The organism is Klebsiella sp. JN_Kp127 (assembly GCF_040062505.1).
Taxonomy (GTDB): Bacteria; Pseudomonadota; Gammaproteobacteria; order Enterobacterales; family Enterobacteriaceae; genus Klebsiella; species Klebsiella quasipneumoniae.
In genome coordinates this window covers 37,369-56,912 of the sequence record NZ_JBEAHS010000039.1, presented here as the reverse complement: position 1 = coordinate 56,912, position 19,544 = coordinate 37,369, and the positions used below count along the sequence as shown (strand labels likewise).

The window sequence follows — 19,544 nt, the reverse complement described above, 5'->3', positions numbered from 1 at the left end:
CATGAAAAAAGAGAAGACAGGCCCGACGAACGCCGGACCTGAAGGAAGCTTACGCTAAAACGTATTTTTCAATAGCGAAGGCGACGCCATCATCGAGGTTCGATTTGGTAATGAAGTTCGCCGCTTCTTTGACCGCCGGAATGGCGTTATCCATCGCCACGCCGACGCCGGCAAATTCAATCATCGCGATATCATTTTCCTGATCCCCTATCGCCATAATCTCTTCCGGTTTGATACCCAGCGCATCGGCCAGCGACTTCACGCCGGTGCCTTTATTGACGCGTTTATCCAGTATTTCGAGGAAGTAAGGCGCGCTTTTCAGCACGGTGTACTTTTCTTTCACTTCCGCCGGGATACGGGCGATGGCCTTGTCGAGGATCGCCGGCTCATCGATCATCATTACCTTCAGCAGCTGGATCTCAGGGTCCATCTTTTCCGCTTCGCAGAACACCAGCGGGATGGTCGCCACATAGGATTCATGCACGGTGTAGTAGCTGATATCGCGATTCGCGGTATACAGCGTATTGCGATCGAGCGCGTGGAAGTGGGAGCCGACTTCGCGGGAGAGCTGTTCGAGGAAGCGATAGTCGTCATAGCTCAGCGCGGTTTGTGCGACGGTGCTGCCGTCCCCGGCTTTCTGCACCAGCGCGCCATTGTAGGTGATGCAGTAATCACCCGGCTGCTCCATATGCAGCTCTTTCAGATAGCTGTGGACACCCGCGTAAGGGCGGCCGGTGGTCAGCACCACGTTCACCCCTTTTTCACGGGCGGCGGCAATGGCGTTTTTAACGGCGGGAGAGATAGTGTGATCGGGCAGCAGCAGCGTGCCATCCATATCAATTGCAATCAGTTTAATAGCCATAGGATCCCCGGGTAAGATGAGTCTTCCCTCATGCTAACGCGATTCCGCTCAAAAAACAGTAAAAGTGTCGGCCAGAAAGGGGGATGGAACCGCAGCAGAGGATTCCCCTTTTACTGGCAAAGAAAAGCCCGGTCGCGCTATGCGACCGGGCTCAGACATTCCGTTACCCCGGTCAAACTCGCGCCGGGGGAACACACGGCTTAGATATCGATATTCGCCGCTTTCAGGGCGTTCTCTTCGATAAACGCGCGACGCGGTTCAACGGCATCACCCATCAGGGTAGTGAACAGCTGGTCGGCGGCAATCGCGTCCTTGACGGTCACGCGCAGCATACGGCGGCTGTCCGGATCCATGGTGGTCTCCCACAGCTGATCCGGGTTCATCTCGCCCAGACCTTTATAGCGCTGGATAGAGAGGCCGCGACGGGACTCTTTCACCAGCCAGTCCAGAGCCTGCTCAAAGCTGGCTACCGGCTGACGGCGTTCGCCGCGCTCGATGTAAGCATCTTCTTCCATCAGGCCGCGCAGTTTCTCGCCCAGGGTACAGATACGGCGATATTCCGGCCCCATAATGAACTCATTATCCAGCGGATAGTCGGTATCCACGCCGTGGGTACGAACGCGAATAACCGGTTCAAAATGCTGCAGCTCTTTGTTCTCATGGAGATCAAATTTCCACTGGCTGCCGTGCTGCTCTTTCTCATTCAGCTCGGAGACCAGTGTGTTCACCCAGCGGGTCACCTTCTGTTCGTCCGCCAGATCGGCCTCGGTCAGGGTCGGCTGATAGATAAGCTCTTTCAGCAGCGCTTTCGGGAAGCGGCGCTCCATGCGGCCAATCATTTTCTGGGTGGCGTTAAACTCAGCAACCAGTTTTTCCAGCGGTTCGCCCGCCAGCGCTGGTGCATTGGCGTTGGTATGCAGGGTGGCGCCGTCGAGGGCGATGGCAATCTGATACTGATCCATCGCTTCGTCGTCTTTAATATACTGTTCCTGCTTGCCTTTCTTCACTTTGTACAGCGGCGGCTGAGCAATATAGACATGGCCGCGCTCGACGATCTCCGGCATCTGACGATAGAAGAAGGTCAACAGCAGGGTACGAATGTGCGAGCCGTCGACGTCCGCATCGGTCATGATGATGATGCTGTGATAGCGCAGTTTGTCCGGGTTGTACTCATCGCGGCCGATGCCGCAGCCCAGAGCGGTGATCAGCGTGGCCACTTCCTGGGAAGAGAGCATCTTGTCGAAGCGGGCTTTCTCAACGTTGAGGATTTTGCCCTTCAGCGGTAGGATCGCCTGATTCTTGCGGTTACGCCCCTGCTTCGCAGAGCCGCCCGCGGAGTCCCCTTCCACCAGGTACAGTTCGGAGAGCGCAGGGTCGCGTTCCTGGCAGTCCGCCAGTTTGCCCGGCAGGCCAGCCAGATCCAGCGCGCCTTTACGGCGGGTCATCTCACGGGCACGACGCGCGGCTTCGCGCGCGCGCGCGGCGTCAATAATTTTGCCGACCACGATTTTCGCATCGGACGGATTTTCCAGCAGGTATTCGCTCAGCAGTTCGTTCATCTGCTGCTCAACCGCCGATTTCACCTCGGAGGAGACCAGCTTGTCTTTGGTCTGCGAGGAGAACTTCGGATCCGGCACTTTCACCGATACCACGGCAATCAGGCCTTCACGGGCGTCGTCGCCGGTGGCGCTGACTTTCGCTTTTTTGCTGTAGCCCTCTTTGTCCATGTAGGCGTTGAGGGTACGGGTCATCGCCGCGCGGAAGCCGGCAAGGTGAGTCCCCCCGTCACGCTGCGGAATGTTGTTGGTAAAGCAGTAAATATTTTCCTGGAAGCCGTCGTTCCACTGCAGGGCCACTTCCACGCCGATACCGTCTTTTTCAGTAGAGAAATAGAAGATATTCGGGTGGATCGGCGTTTTGTTCTTGTTGAGATACTCAACGAACGCCTTGATGCCGCCTTCGTAGTGGAAATGATCTTCTTTGCCGTCGCGCTTATCGCGCAGGCGGATAGAGACTCCGGAGTTCAGGAACGACAGTTCGCGCAGGCGTTTCGCCAGGATATCGTATTCAAACTCGGTGACGTTGGTGAAGGTTTCCAGGCTCGGCCAGAAACGCACCATGGTGCCGGTTTTGTCGGTCTCGCCGGTCACGGCCAGCGGCGCCTGCGGCACACCGTGCTCATACATCTGCTTGTGCACTTTGTTATCGCGCTGGATAACCAGCTCCAGCTTCTGCGACAGGGCGTTAACCACCGAGACGCCTACGCCGTGCAGACCGCCGGAGACTTTATAGGAGTTATCATCGAATTTACCGCCAGCGTGCAGGACGGTCATGATAACTTCCGCTGCGGAGACGCCCTCTTCCGGGTGAATGCCGGTCGGGATGCCGCGGCCGTCATCCTGGACGGAGACGGAGTTATCGCTGTGGATGGTCACCACGATATCTTTGCAGTAACCCGCGAGCGCTTCGTCGATAGCGTTATCCACAACCTCGAATACCATGTGGTGCAGACCGGTGCCGTCATCCGTGTCGCCGATATACATACCCGGGCGCTTACGCACCGCATCCAGCCCTTTCAGGACTTTGATACTGGAGGAGTCATAAGAATTCGACATCAACGTTTCTCGCTCATTTAATCTTGGGTTAATCCGTTATTTTACCTTTTTCCACGCGGAACATCTTCGAATTTTTGTCCGACATGTCCATAACGTGCTCAGCGCTGATGGCGCTGACGAAAACCTGCGACTGCGTCGCTTTCAGGCGACTGGATAACAGACCGCGGCGGGCATCATCGAGTTCCGAGGCAAAATCATCTATCAGGTACAGGCAGCGCCGCCCGCTGACGCGGGTGAGGAACTCGCCCTGCGCCAGACGCAGGGCGCACATCAGCAGCTTAAGCTGCCCGCGCGACAAGGTATCTTCCACCGGCGCCCCGTCGGCGCGAATACGGAAATCCGCTTTATGCGGGCCGTGGGCGGTATAGGTTAACATTCTGTCACGCTCGAAATTCCGCTCCAGCACTTCAGCGTAGTCGGTCTCTTTTTCCCAGCCGCGCTGGAAGGAGAAAGAGAGCGAGAATTCCGGTAAAAATTGCTGACAGGTATCCGCCATGTCTTCGACGATAGCGGCGCTGTATTCGGCACGCCAGCGGCTGATCTGCTCCGCCAGCGGGATTAACTCCAGATCCCATGGCCGCAGCTGGGCATAACGGCTGACCTGACGCAGCGCGGCGTTGCGCTGCTTGACCAGGCGCTTCAGGTTGCTCCAGGCGGTGAAGAATCCGGCTTCGTTATGAAAGCATCCCCAGTCAAGGAATGCTCTTCTGTATTTGGGGCCGCCGTTGAGTAAAGTAAACCCCTCCGGCGTAATCAGCTGCATCGGCATCAGGTGCGCCAGCTCCGCCACTTTGTGGCCGTCGGTGCCGTCGATACGCACCTTGCTGTCGCCCTGTTTGTCTTTGGTCAGGCCGATGGCGGTTTCCCGCTCTTCGCCCTGCAGACGGCCATGCAGAACAAAGGCCTCCTGCTCGTGGCGGATCACCCGGCCAATTTGCAAACTGCGAAACGCCCGGCCATGGCCGAGCGTGTAGATGGCTTCCAGCACGCTGGTTTTGCCGCTGCCGTTCGCGCCAACCAGGAAGTTAAAGCCGGGAGATAAAGCGAGATCCGCATGTTCAATATTGCGGAAATCTTTGATAAGTAAGCGCGTCAGTGACATATCTGGGTTTCTTCGGGCCAGGGCGTAATCGGCGCAGCCAGTTTCAACGCGGACTGCGCGCAGACCCTGGAGCGTACACGAAGTACGTGACAGGGACGAGCACAGCCCAGGTTGAAAATGGCAAGTAAGATAGCCCGATATTTTCTATAAGCGCATAGGCATGACAACATAGGCTGCGCTTTGTGAAGCCGCATCCTCAATCTGCACGCTCGACACCGAATCCGTCAGCAGAATGCGCACATTCTCGCACTTCAGCGCGTTCAGCACATCCAGCACGTAGCTAACGTTGAAGCCAATCTCCATCTCCGTGCCGGCGTAGGTCACGTCCAGAATCTCTTCCGCTTCTTCCTGCTCCGGGTTATTGGCGGTGATTTTCAGCTGATTTTCGCTAACGTATAGCCGCACGCCGCGGAATTTCTCATTGGAGAGAATCGCCGCGCGGGCAAAGGCCTGCTTCAGAATATCGCAGCCCGCTTCGAGGTGTTTATCCGGATTTTTCGGCAGTACGCGGCGATAATCCGGGAAACGGCCATCAACCAGCTTCGAAGTGAAGATAAAATCGCCGACATGGGCGCGGATATTATTGCTGCCGATCTGCACGCGCAGCGGCGTATCACCGCCGTCGAGCATCCGCATCAGCTCAATCACCCCTTTACGCGGCACGATCACCGAATGGTTCGGCAGCGACGCTTCCAGCGGCATCGAACAGACCGCCAGCCGGTGGCCGTCGGTTGCGACGGTGCGCAGTTCGCTGCCTTCGGTTTCGAACAGCATACCGTTTAAGTAGTAACGAACATCCTGGTGCGCCATCGAGAACTGCGTCGCTTCGATCAGACGCTTCATGGTCGCCTGCGGCAGGGTAAATTCCACCTCGCTCTGCCAGTCGTCAAGATTCGGGAAGTCGGCAGCGGGCAGGGTCGACAGCGAGAAGCGGCTGCGGCCGGAACGCACCAGCATGCGATCGCCTTCCAGCTGCACCGCGATCTCCGCGCCTTCCGGCAGGCCGCGGCAGATATCAAAGAATTTACGCGCCGGAACGGTGGTGGCGCCCGCTTCGTGCGGCTGAACCAGCGCCACGCGCGCCACCATCTCCATTTCAAGATCGGTACCGGTCAGCGACAGCGCGCCGTCCGCGACCTGAAGCAGCAGGTTACCGAGAATGGGCAGCGTCGGACGACCACCTAACGGACCGCTCACCTGTTGCAGCGGTTTTAATAAATGTTCACGTTCTACGGTAAATTTCATAGCGTCACGAGGATAATGTTCTGATTAAATTGGAAAAATCTTCTTTAATGTCGTGGCTTTCTTCACGCAGCTGCTCAATCTTGCGGCAGGCGTGCAGCACGGTGGTATGGTCGCGGCCGCCAAACGCATCGCCGATTTCCGGCAGGCTGTGGTTGGTCAGCTCTTTGGCCAGCGCCATCGCCATCTGGCGAGGACGCGCCACCGAACGGGAGCGGCGTTTGGACAGCAGGTCCGCTACCTTAATCTTGTAGTACTCCGCCACCGTCTTTTGAATATTGTCGATGGTGACCAGTTTTTCCTGCAGCGCCAGCAGATCGCGCAGCGCTTCGCGCACGAAATCGATAGTGATCGCCCGGCCGGTGAAGTTGGCGTTGGCGATAACGCGGTTCAGCGCCCCCTCCAGTTCACGCACGTTTGAGCGCAGGCGCTTGGCAATAAAGAACGCCACTTCGCCCGGCAGGCGGATGTCGTTCTCATCGGCTTTTTTCATCAGGATCGCGACGCGGGTTTCCAGCTCCGGCGGCTCGATCGCCACCGTCAGCCCCCAGCCGAAGCGGGATTTCAGACGATCTTCAACGCCGTTGATCTCTTTGGGATAACGATCCGAGGTCAAAATGATTTGCTGATTACCTTCCAGCAAGGCATTGAAGGTGTGGAAAAACTCTTCCTGGGATCGCTCTTTATTAGCGAAGAACTGAATGTCATCGATCAGCAGGGCGTCAACGGATCGGTAGTAGCGCTTAAACTCTTCGATGGCGTTGTTCTGCAGCGCTTTAACCATGTCCTGAACGAAACGCTCCGAGTGCATATAGACCACTTTGGCGTTCGGTTTACGCGCCACGATACCGTTCCCCACCGCGTGCAGCAGGTGGGTTTTACCCAGACCCGTTCCGCCGTAGAGGAACAGGGGGTTATAGGCGCCGCCCGGGTTATCCGCCACCTGACGCGCCGCCGCGCGGGCCAGCTGGTTAGATTTACCTTCGACGAAGTTATCAAACGTGTGTTTCACGTTAACGTTAGAACGGTAGGTCGGCTCCGCCGGCGCCGGGACATTATCCCAGCCAGGGCGCACGATCGTCGGCGCCACGCGCGCGGTCTGCACCTGCGCCGCCGGGATAGTCGCTGCGGCCGGGCTTACCGCCCCTTTCTGCAGCGAGCTGGCGGGCTTAGCTCCCACCTCAAAACGCAGCTGCGGGGCGTCCGCACCGCAAAAATCATTGAGGAGTCCATTGATATTATTGAGGTATTTGTCCCTTACCCAGTCGAGCACAAAACGGTTTGGCGCATACAGTGCCAGCGTGTTATCGCTCAGTTCCGCCTGCAATGGGCGGATCCACATGCTGAATTCTGTGGCTGGTAACTCATCCTGCAATCGGGCAAGACACTGCTGCCAAAGCGAAAGTGACACGGCGGACTCCACTCGAACATAAAATCGATATCAAAGAAAAACTGAAACAATCGTGATTGTTGGCACACGTCGACAAGACCCTGCATTAGCCGAAAAGCCCCTGCACAAAAGGGGTGACGTGCGAACCGCTATCTGCGGTTATTTCCCGCTGCGGATCCGGGGATCGCGATCGGGACCGGGGATCATAGCCTAAACTGAGAAAGAGATCTTGTGTTTCTCAACAGATTCTTCCCGATTTATCCACAGGAAGGATCGAAACCGGGTAAGTGTAATCGATCCTGGGAAGAGTGAAGCACGATTTCCGCCGCATATTGGAAAAATTAATGAGCTATGCCGCTTTTGGGCGGAAACGATCTAACAAAGATCCTTCAGGATCCTTGCGCTTTACTGGCCAGGCCGTATAATCCCCCACCCGGCGCGTAATGCCCGTTTTCGTCACGCGTCTCAGCTTATTTTTTGTGCGACGAGGTGCGAGAAATAAGGAAAGAGAATTGACTCCGGAGTGTACAATTATTACAATCCGGCCTCTTTAATCACCCACGCTGAGGCGTAAGTCGTTCGAAGTTCGTTCGGGTCTACGCAAAAGTCAGTGAATTTATTCAAGTTTAGGTAGAAATCGCCATGAAACGCACTTTTCAACCGTCTGTACTGAAGCGCAACCGTTCTCACGGCTTCCGTGCTCGTATGGCTACTAAAAATGGTCGTCAGGTTCTGGCACGTCGTCGTGCTAAAGGCCGCGCTCGTCTGACCGTTTCCAAGTAATAAAGCTAACCCTGCGTGGTTAAGCTCGCATTTCCCAGGGAGTTACGCTTGTTAACTCCCAGTCATTTCACTTTCGTCTTCCAGCAGCCACAACGGGCTGGCACGCCGCAAATCACCATCCTCGGCCGCCTGAATTCGCTGGGGCATCCCCGCATCGGTCTCACCGTCGCCAAGAAAAACGTGAAACGCGCACATGAACGCAATCGGATTAAACGTCTGACGCGTGAAAGTTTTCGTTTGCGTCAACATGAACTCCCGCCAATGGATTTCGTGGTGGTGGCGAAAAGAGGGGTTGCCGACCTCGATAACCGTGCTCTCTCGGAAGCGTTGGAAAAATTATGGCGCCGCCATTGTCGCCTGGCTCGCGGGTCCTGATCGGCCTGATTCGAGTTTATCAGCGCCTGATTAGTCCGCTACTCGGGCCGCATTGCCGTTTCACCCCAACCTGTTCTCAATACGGAATTGAGGCCTTACGCAGGTTTGGAGTGATAAAAGGCAGTTGGTTGACGATGAAACGCGTATTAAAATGCCACCCTTTACACCCTGGTGGTGACGATCCCGTCCCGCCTGGACCATTTGATACCAGAGAACACTAACGATGGATTCGCAACGCAATCTTCTTATCATCGCTTTGTTGTTCGTGTCTTTCATGATCTGGCAAGCCTGGGAGCAGGACAAAAATCCGCAACCCCAGCAGCAGACCACGCAGACTACGACCACAGCAGCGGGTAGCGCCGCCGACCAGGGCGTACCGGCCAGTGGCCAGGGGAAACTGATTACGGTTAAAACTGATGTGCTTGATCTGACCATCAACACCCGCGGTGGTGATGTTGAGCAAGCGCTGCTTCCGGCTTACCCGAAAGCGCTGAAATCGACTGAACCGTTCCAGTTACTGGAAACTACGCCACAGTTTATCTACCAGGCGCAGAGCGGCTTAACCGGTCGTGACGGCCCGGATAACCCGGCTAACGGCCCGCGTCCGCTGTATAACGCTGATAAAGATGCGTATGTACTGGCTGATGGCCAGAACGAAATCGTTATTCCGCTGACCTATACCGACAAAGCCGGCAACGTCTTCACCAAGACCTTCACCCTGAAACGCGGTGATTATGCGGTGAACGTGGGTTATAGCGTGCAGAACGCCAGCGAGAAACCGCTGGAAGTCTCGACCTTCGGTCAGCTGAAGCAGACCGCCGCGCTGCCGTCCAGTCGCGATACGCAGACCGGCGGCCTGTCCACGATGCATACTTTCCGTGGCGCAGCGTTCTCCACCGCGGATTCGAAATACGAAAAATACAAATTCGATACCATCCTGGACAATGAAAACCTGAACGTCAGCACCAAAAACGGTTGGGTTGCCATGCTGCAGCAGTACTTCACCACCGCGTGGGTGCCGCAGAATAACGGGACGAATAACTTCTACACCGCCAACCTCGGCAACGGCATTGTCGCTATCGGCTATAAATCTCAGCCGGTACTGGTGCAGCCTGGTCAAACCGACAAACTGCAGAGCACGCTGTGGGTCGGCCCGGCGATTCAGGACAAAATGGCTGCCGTCGCGCCGCACCTGGATCTGACCGTCGACTACGGCTGGCTGTGGTTCATCTCCCAACCGCTGTTCAAGCTGCTGAAATTCATTCACGGCTTCCTCGGCAACTGGGGCTTCTCGATTATCGTCATCACCTTTATCGTTCGTGGCATCATGTACCCGCTGACCAAAGCGCAGTACACCTCCATGGCGAAGATGCGTATGCTGCAGCCGAAAATTCAGGCCATGCGCGAGCGTCTGGGCGACGATAAACAACGTCAAAGCCAGGAGATGATGGCGCTGTATAAAGCGGAAAAAGTGAACCCGCTGGGCGGCTGCTTCCCGCTGATTATCCAGATGCCGATCTTCCTTGCGCTGTACTACATGCTGAGCGCCTCGGTAGAACTGCGTCATGCGCCGTTTATCCTGTGGATCCACGATCTGTCTGCGCAAGACCCGTACTACATCCTGCCGATCATCATGGGCGCGACGATGTTCTTCATCCAGAAGATGTCGCCGACCACCGTGACCGACCCGATGCAGCAGAAGATCATGACCTTTATGCCGGTCATCTTCACGGTGTTCTTCCTGTGGTTCCCGTCTGGCCTGGTGGTGTACTACATCGTCAGCAACCTGGTGACCATTATCCAGCAGCAGCTGATTTACCGTGGTCTGGAGAAGCGTGGCCTGCATAGCCGCGAGAAGAAGAAATCCTGATACTCTTCATTCTTCAAGCCAACGCATCTGCGACCTGGATAATTTAGAGTAGTTACGGTAACGTTAATGCCAGAGAAGGCGGTCAATGGACCGCCTTTTTTACATCTACATAGAGAGTCACCATGAGCCATAACGACACTATCGTCGCCCAGGCAACCCCACCGGGACGCGGGGGTGTGGGCATCCTGCGTATCTCCGGCCTCAAAGCGCGCGACGTCGCGCAGGCGGTACTCGGCAAGCTGCCGAAGCCGCGCTATGCCGACTACCTGCCGTTCAACGACGTTGACGGTACGCCGCTGGATCAGGGGATTGCGCTGTGGTTCCCCGGGCCGAACTCCTTTACCGGGGAAGATGTGCTTGAGCTACAGGGCCACGGCGGCCCGGTCATTCTCGACCTGCTGCTCAAACGTATTCTGACCCTGCCGGGCCTGCGCATCGCCAGACCGGGCGAATTCTCCGAGCGCGCGTTCCTTAACGACAAGCTCGACCTGGCGCAGGCAGAGGCCATCGCCGATCTTATCGACGCCAGCTCAGAACAGGCGGCGCGCTCGGCGCTGAACTCGCTGCAGGGGGCGTTCTCCGCGCGGGTGAACCACCTTGTGGAAGCGCTCACTCACCTGCGCATCTACGTGGAAGCGGCGATTGATTTTCCGGATGAAGAAATTGATTTCCTCTCCGACGGCAAAATTGAAGCCCAGCTGAACGAGGTGATGGTCGACCTCGACGCCGTCCGCGCCGAAGCCCGTCAGGGCAGTCTGCTGCGCGAAGGGATGAAAGTGGTGATCGCCGGGCGGCCAAATGCCGGTAAATCAAGCCTGCTGAACGCCCTGGCGGGCCGCGAAGCGGCGATCGTCACCGACATTGCGGGCACCACCCGCGATGTGCTGCGCGAGCATATCCATATCGACGGCATGCCCCTGCATATCATTGATACCGCGGGCCTGCGCGACGCCAATGACGAAGTGGAGCGTATCGGCATCGAGCGCGCCTGGCAGGAGATTGCGCAGGCTGACCGGGTGCTTTTTATGGTCGATGGCACCACCACCAGCGCCGTTGACCCGGCGGAGATCTGGCCAGATTTTATCGAGCGCCTGCCCGCTAAACTGCCGATTACCGTGGTGCGCAATAAAGCCGATGTTACCGGCGAAGCGCTGGGTATCAGCGAAGTAAATGGCCACTCACTGATCCGCCTGTCGGCACGCACCGGCGAAGGCGTCGAGGTGCTGCGTAATCACCTCAAGCAGAGCATGGGCTTCGATACCAATATGGAAGGCGGCTTCCTCGCCCGCCGTCGCCATCTGCAGGCGCTGGAAGAGGCGGCGAACCATCTGCAGCAGGGCAAAGCCCAGCTGCTGGGCGCCTGGGCCGGCGAGCTGCTGGCGGAAGAGCTGCGTCTCGCGCAGCAGGCGCTGAGCGAGATCACCGGGGAGTTCACCTCCGACGACCTGCTGGGCCGCATCTTCTCCAGCTTCTGTATCGGCAAATAACGTTTAGTCCGTAAACGTTCACTCACCCGCATTAGCGCCGCGTTAATGCGGGTTTTTTCTTGCCCTTTGCGGCGCAACGTTCTCTACTTTTATCTCCCCCTAACCACGAGACTAAAGCATGACCGTTGAATATACCGTGATCGAGAAGGTGCCCTCCGCCGAAGCGTTTTGCCACCTGCGGGTGGTAGCGGGCATGTCGCCGCGCCCCGTAGAAGGCGCCAGAGCCGGGCTGCCGCAAAGCTGTTATGGCGTACATATCCTCTGGCAGGAGACGCCGATCGCCATGGGGCGCATCGTCGGCGACGGCGCGATTAATTTCGACATTGTCGACGTCGCCGTCGATCCGGCTCACCAGGGGAAGGGCCTTGGCCGGCTGGTGATGGAGAAACTGGTCGCCTGGCTGGATGCGAACGCCTTTGACGGCGCCTACGTTACGCTGGTGGCGGATGTTCCGGAGCTGTACGCGAAGTTTGGCTTCGAAAGCGTTCGGCCGGAAAGCGAAGGGATGGCCCGCGTCTGGCGACGCCGGGGCCGCTAGTTCGCGTTTCCTGCCAGGAAAATAGCGTTGTCCAAATGGCAACTCGTCTTGCGGAGCGTATCTCACTATGCTGAACGCCATTCACATCGCGAGGATCTCATGACACGCTTTCTTCTCTGCAGCTTTGCCCTGGTTCTGCTCTATCCCTCCGGCATCGATATGTATCTCGTCGGCCTGCCGCGTATTGCTCAGGATCTGGGAGCCAGCGAGGCGCAATTACATATCGCCTTCTCGGTCTATCTGGCCGGAATGGCCTCCGCGATGCTGTTTGCTGGCCGTATCGCCGACCGCTCGGGGCGCAAGCCTGTCGCCATTGTGGGCGCGGCGATCTTTGTTATCGCCTCCCTGCTCTGCGCGCAGGCGCACACCAGCAGCCACTTCCTTACCGGACGCTTTATCCAGGGGATCGGCGCCGGCTGCTGCTACGTGGTGGCTTTCGCTATTCTGCGCGATACGCTGGACGACCGTCGGCGGGCCAAAGTGCTGTCGTTGCTCAACGGCATTACCTGCATCATCCCCGTTCTGGCGCCGGTGCTCGGCCACCTGATCATGCTGAAATACCCGTGGCAGAGTCTGTTCTACACCATGATCGGCATGGGGGTAACGGTGGGTTTACTGGCGGTATTTATCCTGCGCGAGACGCGTCCGACGGCGCCTCCGCAGACGGCTATGCCGCAGCATGGCGCGGACGAATCGCTGTTGAATCGCTTTTTCCTCAGCCGCATTCTCATCACCACCCTCAGCGTAACGGCGATCCTCACCTACGTGAACGTCTCGCCGGTACTGATGATGGAGGAAATGGGGTTCGATCGCGGCACCTATTCCATGACGATGGCGCTGATGGCGATGGTTAGCATGGCGGTCTCCTTCTCGACGCCGTTCGCCCTGTCGCTGTTTAAACCGCGCACCCTGATGATAACCTCGCAGCTGCTGTTCCTGGCGGCAGGCGTGGCGCTGAGCCTCGCCACCCACCAGGCCGTCACCCTGGTCGGGCTGGGCATGATTTGCGCCGGCTTCTCCGTCGGCTTCGGCGTCGCGATGAGCCAGGCCCTGGGGCCATTCACGCTGCGCGCCGGTGTCGCCAGCTCGGTCCTCGGCATCGCGCAGGTGTGCGGTTCGTCGCTGTGGATATGGCTCGCCGCTATCATCGGACTCAGCGCAATGAATATGCTGATCGGGATACTCATTGCCTGTAGCATAGTGAGTCTTGTTCTGCTACTGGTCGCCACCCCGCCGCGGGTTGCGCAACACGATGAAGAAGCCGCTTTCGAGTCTCGATCTTAATTTACTCCTCTGCCTGCAGCTCCTGACCCAGGAGCTCAGCGTTACCCGTACGGCGAAGCGGATGAACGTTTCGCCCTCGGCGGTGAGCAAGTCGCTGGCCAAACTGCGCGCCTGGTTTGACGATCCGCTGTTTGTCAAAACGCCGCTGGGCCTGGCGCCCACGCCGCTGGTCAGCAGCATGGAGCAGGATCTGGCGGACTGGATGCAGATGGGCAACCAGATCCTCGATAAACCGCACCACACCATGCCGAGCGGCCTCAAGTTCGAGCTGGCGGCGGAAACGCCGCTGCTGATGATCCTGTTTAACACCCTCTCCCAGCGCATCTATCAGCGCTATCCGCAGGCATTGATTCGTTTGCGCAACTGGGACTACGACTCCCTGGACGCCATCATTCGCGGCGAGGTGGATATCGGCTTCTGCGGGCGCGAAAGCCATCCGCAGTCGCGGGAGCTGCTAAGCCTGCTGCCGTGGTATATCGATTTTGATGTGCTGTTCACCGACCTGCCGCAGGTCTGGCTGCGCGCCGATCATCCGGCGCTCAGGGATGAGTGGGATCTGGCGGCATTCTTACGCTATCCGCATATCACCATCTGCTGGGAACAACGCGATACCTGGGCGCTGGACGACGTGCTGCAGGAGCTGGGGCATAAACGTAACGTGGCGCTGACCGTGCCGGGGTTTGAGCAATCCCTCTTTATGGCGGCCCAGCCGCAGCACACCATGCTGGCCACCGCGCCGCGCTACTGCCAGCACTATAATCAGCAGCACCAGCTACCGCTGGTCTCCCGACCGCTGCCGCTGGAGCCGCAGCATCTGGAAAAGCTTCGCGTCCCCTTCACCTTGCTATGGCATAAACGCAACAGCTACAACCCAAAGCTTGTCTGGCTTAGAGATACGCTGAAAGCGCTCTATTCCGGTACGCTGTAAGCCTTGTTTCGTGCCCATAGCACCTTATTTGCGCAAGAATTTGTAAAATTCAAACAAATTCCCTTTTCAAGGGGGGATTTCGGCATTAAAACCTGTTAATACCAGGCGATAATAGCGCCCGCCGTTTTATTCAGACCATTACTCACGGAGCGACGTATGGCAACGCATTTTGCACGAGGGATACTCAGTACCGGGGAGCCGCTATCGACACGTTTGTCAGCGGCCTGTCATCAATCCGCACGTCGGCTCCCTGAATACCGGCAAGCCCGCTTTCGCGCTTCGCGGTCGCTGCTCGCCGAACTGCTGTTTATGCTTTACGGCATCAGCGAGCTGCCTGAAATCGTTAACGAAGCCAATGGCAGACCGGTTTTTAGCGATCGTCACCTTCCCCGCTTCTCTATCTCTTATACTGGCAATATCGTTGGCGTGGCGCTGACCACCGAGGGGGATTGCGGCCTCGACATGGAGCTGCAGCGCGCCGTTCGCAGCCACGACGCCGACCGGCAAAATTTCAGTAACAATGAGAATCTGTGGATTAACATTCAGCATGACCCGGACGAAGCGCGCAGCCAGCTGGTGGCGCTGCGCCGCAGCGTGCTGAAGCTGACCGGTGAGACATCAACGCAGCTGCAGCTGCTGCCTGGCTCCGGCCGCCTGCGTACCGCCGGCAGCCTGCCGATCGAAGCCGTCTGTGACGCCGAATCGCTGCTGGTGTGGTCGATTGCCGCTACCCCGAATATCGGCCCGCTGAAGGTCTGGGAGTATGATGCTAAGGGAGGCGACTGGCACAGCCTGGCGGACGCTCAGCGCCGCGCACGCGAACCCTCAGCCCGCCTGATGCGCTTTACCAGTCTGCCCACGGAAAAAACCTTATCCCTCAATTGACCGGTCTTGCCGGCATCATGATCCAAAGGAGCAATCATGTCAGATACCTTGAAAGTGGTTACGTTACTCGGCAGCCTGCGTAAAGGGTCGTTTAATGGAATGGTCGCGCGTACCCTGCCCGGCATCGCGCCGGCGGGTATGCACATCTCCGCGCTGCCGTCGATCGGCGATATTCCGCTGTACGATGCTGATATTCAGGAGGAAGAGGGATTCCCGCAGAGCGTGCAGGAGATTGCGCAGCAGATCCGCGAGGCGGATGGCGTGGTGATTGTCACCCCCGAGTATAACTATTCCGTGCCTGGCGGCCTGAAAAACGCCATCGACTGGCTTTCACGTCTGCCCGAGCAGCCGCTGTCCGGCAAGCCGGTGCTGATTCAAACCAGCTCTATGGGCGCCATCGGCGGCGCGCGCTGCCAGTATCATCTGCGGCAGATTCTGGTGTTCCTCGATGCGATGGTGATGAATAAACCGGAATTTATGGGTGGCGTGATCCAGAACAAAGTGGATCCGCAGTCGGGTGAAGTGGTCGATCAGAGCACCCTCGACCATCTGCGCGGCCAGCTGACTGCCTTTGGCGACTATATTCAGCGGGTTAAAGCATAAAAAAAGCCCGGCAGCGATGCCGGGCTTTTTCATCATACGTGCGGATTAATGTGCATCGATAAAGACAATCTTCAGCACAAACAGCAGCGAGACGATAATGACGCAAGGGCTGAGGTCGCGCAGACGGCCGGTGCCAATTTTCATCACGCAGTAGGAGATAAAGCCCAGGGCAATGCCTTCGGTGATCGAGAAGCTAAACGGCATCATCACCGCGGTGATAAACGCCGGTACCGCTTCCGTCAGGTCATCCCACTTCACGCGCGCCAGGCTTGAGGTCATCAGCACACCGACGTAAATCAGCGCGCCGGCTGCCGCATAGGCCGGAACCATCCCCGCCAGCGGAGAGAGGAAGATAACCAGCAGGAACAGGATACCGACGACCACGGCGGTCAGGCCGGTGCGCCCGCCCACGGAAACGCCGGAGGAGGATTCGATATACGCTGTTACCGACGAGGTGCCGATGAAGGAGCCTGCCACCGACGAGACGCTATCGACAAACAGCGCCTGCTTCATGCGCGGGAATTTACCATTGGCGTCCGCCAGACCCGCTTTATCCGTCACGCCGATCAGCGTCCCGGAGGAGTCAAACAGGTTGACCAGCATAAAGGAGAAGATCACCCCGGCCAGGCCCAGATTCAGGGAGCCCGCCAGATCGACATGACCGATCACCGAAGTCACGCTCGGCGGCGCCGAGACGATACCGGTGTAGTGTACATCACCCAGCATCCAGCCCAGCAGGGTGGTCACCACGATAGAGACCAGAACCGCGGCATGAATGTTGCGCGACGCCAGAATCGCGATGATAAAGAAGCCCAGCACGCCCAGCAGCACGCTGTGGGAGGTCAGATGACCAATGCTGACCAGCGTTTCCGGGTTTGCGACGATAACCCCGGCGTTCTTCAGGCCCATCATACCGATAAACAGACCGATACCGCTGGTGATGCCCACGCGCAGGCTCAGCGGAATATTGGCGATCATCCAGTAGCGTACGCGGAAGATCGTCAGCAGCAGCAGGCCGACGGCGCCCCAGAAAATCGCGCCCATCCCGACCTGCCACGGCAGGCCCATCGCCTGCACCACCACAAAGGCGAAAAAGGCGTTCAGGCCCATCGCCGGCGCCAGGGCGACCGGCAGGTTCGCGAACAGCCCCATCAGGATACTGCCGAAAGCGGCAATCAGACAGGTGGTCACAAACACGGCGCTGGTATCCATGCCCGCTACGCCAAGAATTTGTGGGTTAACAAAAACGATATACACCATCGTCAGGAACGTGGTGAAACCGGCGATGGCTTCCGTGCGCACCGTGGTGCCGTGCTCGCGCAGTTTAAATACGCGCTCCAGCAGACCCTGGCCAGAAGACTGGCTGGTTTGTTGTTGACTCATTATCGGTTTCCGAACGTAAGGAGGGAAAATTCGACGCTATCCTATACCAAATTACAGCACCAGGCGCGGTTGTATGGTAATTTTTTTCATTTATTTTGCTTATACGGCAACGATTGCGTCGCGGCATTGGACATGACGAAAACGTTAAACTTGTTAATATGGAGTGGCTATGACTCAACCAGAAGCAGTATTTTTTGACTGTGACGGCACGCTGGTCGACAGCGAGGTGATTTGCTCCCGCGCCTACGTGCATATGTTCCAGGAATTTGGCATTACGCTGGAGCTGGCAGAGATTTTTAAGCGCTTCAAAGGCGTAAAGCTGTACGAAATAATCGACACCATCAACGCCGAGCATAGCGTTAACCTGCAAAAGGCCACTCTGGAGCCGATTTACCGTGCGGAAGTCGCCCGCCTGTTTGATAGCGAACTGGAGGTGATTGCCGGAGCCCAGGCGCTGCTGGATGCGGTAAGCGTCCCGATGTGCGTGGTTTCCAATGGCCCGGTCAGTAAGATGCAACACTCTCTCGGCCGCACCGGCCTGCTGCACCATTTCGCTGACCGGTTATACAGCGGCTACGATATTCAGCGCTGGAAACCCGATCCGGCGCTGATGTTCCATGCCGCAAAGGCGATGAGCGTTAACGTCGAGAACTGTATTCTGGTTGATGATTCCAGGGCAGGTGCACAATCGGGAATAGCCGCCGGCATGGAGGTGTTCTACTTCTGCGCCGATCCGCACAACCCGCCCATCGATCATCCCAACGTGACGACCTTTACCGATCTGGCTGCGCTTCCGGTATTGTGGAAAGCGCGCGGTTGGGATATCACTCGCTAGCCCCCGGCGTCGCCCAGCCGGGCGACGGTTGGCAGGTAGCGCTATGTTCTAGCCCAGAACAGGACGGCTGGCGACCGGCTATCTCTTCATCATCTTCGGACACAATCACTTTCATCTTGTCTTTCTTCACTCGCGGAAAGCGGGGGCTAGACGCCCCCACCGGCTATTTAAACAGTTTTTGCACAAACTCCGCGTAGGCCGGGCGCCAGACGTCCATTTCATGGTTCAGGCCGGGATAGGCGTGATAGTCAAAGTTGATCTTCTGTTTTTCCAGTTCGCTTTTCAGACCCGCGATGTCTTTGCCGGTCACGGAATCTTTTTCCCCGACGACCACGGTAAAGTTACGCAGCTGTTGATTGATCGCCTCAGGATGTTTCAGTTGCGCTTCCACACCGGCATTCGGCACCGTGGTGGTCGTGACGCCGCTAAACGTGGCGAGCCAGCCAAAGCTCTCCAGATGATTCATCCCGGAAACCAGCGCCTGATACCCGCCCTGAGAGAGGCCAGCCAGCGCCCGACCGTCGGCATCTTTACGCACGTTAAACCGGGCATCGATCAGCGGAATGATGTCCTGCATCAGCTCCTTATCCGCCGCCTGCGCATTCAGCGGATAGAAGGTTTTGCGTCGCTCCTGCGGGGGGAAGTTTTCCGCGATGGCTTCCGGGGTGTCGGTTTCGGTATCCGGGACCACCACCAGCATAGGCTTGATCTTGCCCTCCGCCAGCAGGTTATCCATGATTTGCGGAATACGCCCCTGATCGATGGCCGACAGCCCGCTGTCGCCAAAACCATGATAGAAATAGAGCACCGGCAGCGGCTCGCCGCTGCCGCTATAGTTCGGCGGCGTCCAGACATAGAGCCGCCGTTCCGCATTGAGCGCCTTCGAGTGATAGGTAAGGGTGCGCAGATCGCCGTGCGCGACCGGGCGATCGTCCAGAATACTGCCGGGAACCAGAATCAGGCTGGTGTTCACCTGACGCTGCGGCTTCTGATAGCGGCTGCCGGTATCCACCGAGCGGAAGCCGTCCACATCAAAATAGTATTCATAGAGATTGGGTTTCATTGGCTCGCTTTTCCATGTCCAGACCCCGTGGTCCGCTTTGGTCATGTCGTGCGAGACAAAGGTGTCCGGCGTGGCGCCTGTCACCACCGAAACCCGCCGGGCATCAGGGGCAAACAGGCGGTAAGTGATACTCTTATCCGCGTTAACCTGAGTGATAAAGTGGCTCACCGGCAGGGAGGGCTCGGGCACCGCTGGCAACGGTGCCGCCTGAATGGTGAACGCCGCGCCCGCCAGCGCGAGGGCGAAATAAATGGCATGTCGTTTCATCGTTATTCCTCTTACGTTGTGTCCGTTCTGTT

18 protein-coding genes are annotated in these 19,544 nt (G+C 57.6%); 11 read left to right on the top strand and 7 right to left on the bottom strand.

Annotated features, from left to right (window positions below):
- Positions 1–49 precede the first annotated feature (49 nt).
- The 5 genes from yidA to dnaA form a co-directional block, all read right to left on the bottom strand.
- Positions 50–862, bottom strand: a complete 813-nt coding sequence (yidA, locus tag ABLV04_RS14815; RefSeq protein ID WP_023291455.1) for a sugar-phosphatase — start codon at positions 860–862, stop codon at positions 50–52.
- A 200-nt stretch (positions 863–1,062) separates the two neighbouring features.
- Positions 1,063–3,477 carry a DNA topoisomerase (ATP-hydrolyzing) subunit B gene (gyrB, locus tag ABLV04_RS14810; RefSeq protein WP_004202281.1) on the bottom strand — a complete coding sequence of 805 codons (2,415 nt, stop codon included), beginning with the start codon at positions 3,475–3,477 and terminating at the stop codon, positions 1,063–1,065.
- A gap of 28 nt (positions 3,478–3,505) precedes the next feature.
- Positions 3,506–4,579: a DNA replication/repair protein RecF gene (gene recF / locus ABLV04_RS14805; RefSeq protein ID WP_023291459.1), complete on the bottom strand. Its 1,074-nt coding sequence runs from the start codon at positions 4,577–4,579 to the stop codon at positions 3,506–3,508.
- Between the two features lie 144 nt (positions 4,580–4,723).
- Positions 4,724–5,824, bottom strand: a complete 1,101-nt coding sequence (gene dnaN, locus ABLV04_RS14800) for a DNA polymerase III subunit beta (RefSeq protein ID WP_004145090.1) — start codon at positions 5,822–5,824, stop codon at positions 4,724–4,726.
- A gap of 4 nt (positions 5,825–5,828) precedes the next feature.
- Positions 5,829–7,232 (bottom strand): chromosomal replication initiator protein DnaA, encoded by a 1,404-nt coding sequence (gene dnaA / locus ABLV04_RS14795; protein WP_017899658.1) that lies wholly within the window; start codon positions 7,230–7,232, stop codon positions 5,829–5,831.
- A 621-nt stretch (positions 7,233–7,853) separates the two neighbouring features.
- Between dnaA and rpmH the strand changes: the two genes are divergently transcribed.
- The 10 genes from rpmH to ABLV04_RS14745 all read left to right on the top strand — a co-directional run bounded on the left by rpmH (position 7,854) and on the right by ABLV04_RS14745 (position 15,964).
- Entirely contained in the window at positions 7,854–7,994 is a 141-nt protein-coding gene (rpmH, locus tag ABLV04_RS14790; protein WP_000831330.1) for a 50S ribosomal protein L34, read from the top strand.
- A gap of 15 nt (positions 7,995–8,009) precedes the next feature.
- Positions 8,010–8,369, top strand: a complete 360-nt coding sequence (rnpA, locus tag ABLV04_RS14785) for a ribonuclease P protein component (RefSeq protein ID WP_004151535.1) — start codon at positions 8,010–8,012, stop codon at positions 8,367–8,369.
- Entirely contained in the window at positions 8,333–8,590 is a 258-nt protein-coding gene (yidD, locus tag ABLV04_RS14780) for a membrane protein insertion efficiency factor YidD (protein WP_004151536.1), read from the top strand. The genes rnpA and yidD overlap by 37 nt, the downstream gene beginning before the upstream one ends.
- Positions 8,591–8,592: 2 nt before the next feature.
- The gene (yidC, locus tag ABLV04_RS14775; protein WP_023291460.1) at positions 8,593–10,239 is read left to right on the top strand and encodes a membrane protein insertase YidC; all 1,647 of its coding nucleotides are present in this window, start codon (positions 8,593–8,595) and stop codon (positions 10,237–10,239) included.
- Between the two features lie 122 nt (positions 10,240–10,361).
- Positions 10,362–11,726: a tRNA uridine-5-carboxymethylaminomethyl(34) synthesis GTPase MnmE gene (mnmE, locus tag ABLV04_RS14770; RefSeq protein ID WP_023291461.1), complete on the top strand. Its 1,365-nt coding sequence runs from the start codon at positions 10,362–10,364 to the stop codon at positions 11,724–11,726.
- 118 nt (positions 11,727–11,844) lie between these two features.
- Positions 11,845–12,264, top strand: coding sequence for a GNAT family N-acetyltransferase (locus ABLV04_RS14765; RefSeq protein WP_023291462.1), 420 nt, complete (start codon positions 11,845–11,847; stop codon positions 12,262–12,264).
- 99 nt (positions 12,265–12,363) lie between these two features.
- Complete coding sequence (locus tag ABLV04_RS14760; RefSeq protein WP_044525103.1) at positions 12,364–13,548, top strand: MFS transporter; 1,185 nt, start codon at positions 12,364–12,366, stop codon at positions 13,546–13,548.
- Complete coding sequence (gene yidZ, locus ABLV04_RS14755) at positions 13,517–14,476, top strand: HTH-type transcriptional regulator YidZ (protein WP_180266316.1); 960 nt, start codon at positions 13,517–13,519, stop codon at positions 14,474–14,476. Before ABLV04_RS14760 ends, yidZ begins: the two co-directional genes overlap by 32 nt.
- 309 nt (positions 14,477–14,785) lie before the next feature.
- Positions 14,786–15,361 (top strand): phosphopantetheinyl transferase, encoded by a 576-nt coding sequence (locus ABLV04_RS14750; RefSeq protein ID WP_072096716.1) that lies wholly within the window; start codon positions 14,786–14,788, stop codon positions 15,359–15,361.
- A gap of 36 nt (positions 15,362–15,397) precedes the next feature.
- Positions 15,398–15,964: an NADPH-dependent FMN reductase gene (locus ABLV04_RS14745; protein WP_023291465.1), complete on the top strand. Its 567-nt coding sequence runs from the start codon at positions 15,398–15,400 to the stop codon at positions 15,962–15,964.
- A 45-nt stretch (positions 15,965–16,009) separates the two neighbouring features.
- On the opposite strand, the gene ABLV04_RS14740 is transcribed toward ABLV04_RS14745, so the two are convergent.
- Positions 16,010–17,347, bottom strand: coding sequence for an NCS2 family permease (locus ABLV04_RS14740; RefSeq protein ID WP_023291466.1), 1,338 nt, complete (start codon positions 17,345–17,347; stop codon positions 16,010–16,012).
- Positions 17,348–17,516: 169 nt separating this feature from the next.
- On the opposite strand from ABLV04_RS14740, the gene yieH reads away from it, so the two are divergent.
- Positions 17,517–18,182, top strand: a complete 666-nt coding sequence (gene yieH, locus ABLV04_RS14735) for a 6-phosphogluconate phosphatase (protein ID WP_180266317.1) — start codon at positions 17,517–17,519, stop codon at positions 18,180–18,182.
- A gap of 163 nt (positions 18,183–18,345) precedes the next feature.
- Here the strand turns inward: yieH and ABLV04_RS14730 are convergent, their stop codons facing one another.
- Entirely contained in the window at positions 18,346–19,512 is a 1,167-nt protein-coding gene (locus tag ABLV04_RS14730) for an alpha/beta hydrolase-fold protein (RefSeq protein ID WP_101993106.1), read from the bottom strand.
- Between the last annotated feature and the right edge of the window lie 32 nt (positions 19,513–19,544).

Coding starts and splice junctions, on each gene's coding strand:
- ABLV04_RS14765 (WP_023291462.1), top strand. CDS start 11,845: ATGACCGTTGAATATACCGTGATCGAGAAGGTGCCCTCCGCCGAAGCG.
- ABLV04_RS14760 (WP_044525103.1), top strand. CDS start 12,364: ATGACACGCTTTCTTCTCTGCAGCTTTGCCCTGGTTCTGCTCTATCCC.
- rpmH (WP_000831330.1), top strand. CDS start 7,854: ATGAAACGCACTTTTCAACCGTCTGTACTGAAGCGCAACCGTTCTCAC.
- yidC (WP_023291460.1), top strand. CDS start 8,593: ATGGATTCGCAACGCAATCTTCTTATCATCGCTTTGTTGTTCGTGTCT.
- yidA (WP_023291455.1), bottom strand. CDS start 862: ATGGCTATTAAACTGATTGCAATTGATATGGATGGCACGCTGCTGCTG.
- ABLV04_RS14750 (WP_072096716.1), top strand. CDS start 14,786: ATGCTTTACGGCATCAGCGAGCTGCCTGAAATCGTTAACGAAGCCAAT.
- yidD (WP_004151536.1), top strand. CDS start 8,333: ATGGCGCCGCCATTGTCGCCTGGCTCGCGGGTCCTGATCGGCCTGATT.
- ABLV04_RS14730 (WP_101993106.1), bottom strand. CDS start 19,512: ATGAAACGACATGCCATTTATTTCGCCCTCGCGCTGGCGGGCGCGGCG.
- gyrB (WP_004202281.1), bottom strand. CDS start 3,477: ATGTCGAATTCTTATGACTCCTCCAGTATCAAAGTCCTGAAAGGGCTG.
- mnmE (WP_023291461.1), top strand. CDS start 10,362: ATGAGCCATAACGACACTATCGTCGCCCAGGCAACCCCACCGGGACGC.
- yieH (WP_180266317.1), top strand. CDS start 17,517: ATGACTCAACCAGAAGCAGTATTTTTTGACTGTGACGGCACGCTGGTC.
- ABLV04_RS14740 (WP_023291466.1), bottom strand. CDS start 17,347: ATGAGTCAACAACAAACCAGCCAGTCTTCTGGCCAGGGTCTGCTGGAG.
- dnaN (WP_004145090.1), bottom strand. CDS start 5,824: ATGAAATTTACCGTAGAACGTGAACATTTATTAAAACCGCTGCAACAG.
- recF (WP_023291459.1), bottom strand. CDS start 4,579: ATGTCACTGACGCGCTTACTTATCAAAGATTTCCGCAATATTGAACAT.
- ABLV04_RS14745 (WP_023291465.1), top strand. CDS start 15,398: ATGTCAGATACCTTGAAAGTGGTTACGTTACTCGGCAGCCTGCGTAAA.
- yidZ (WP_180266316.1), top strand. CDS start 13,517: ATGAAGAAGCCGCTTTCGAGTCTCGATCTTAATTTACTCCTCTGCCTG.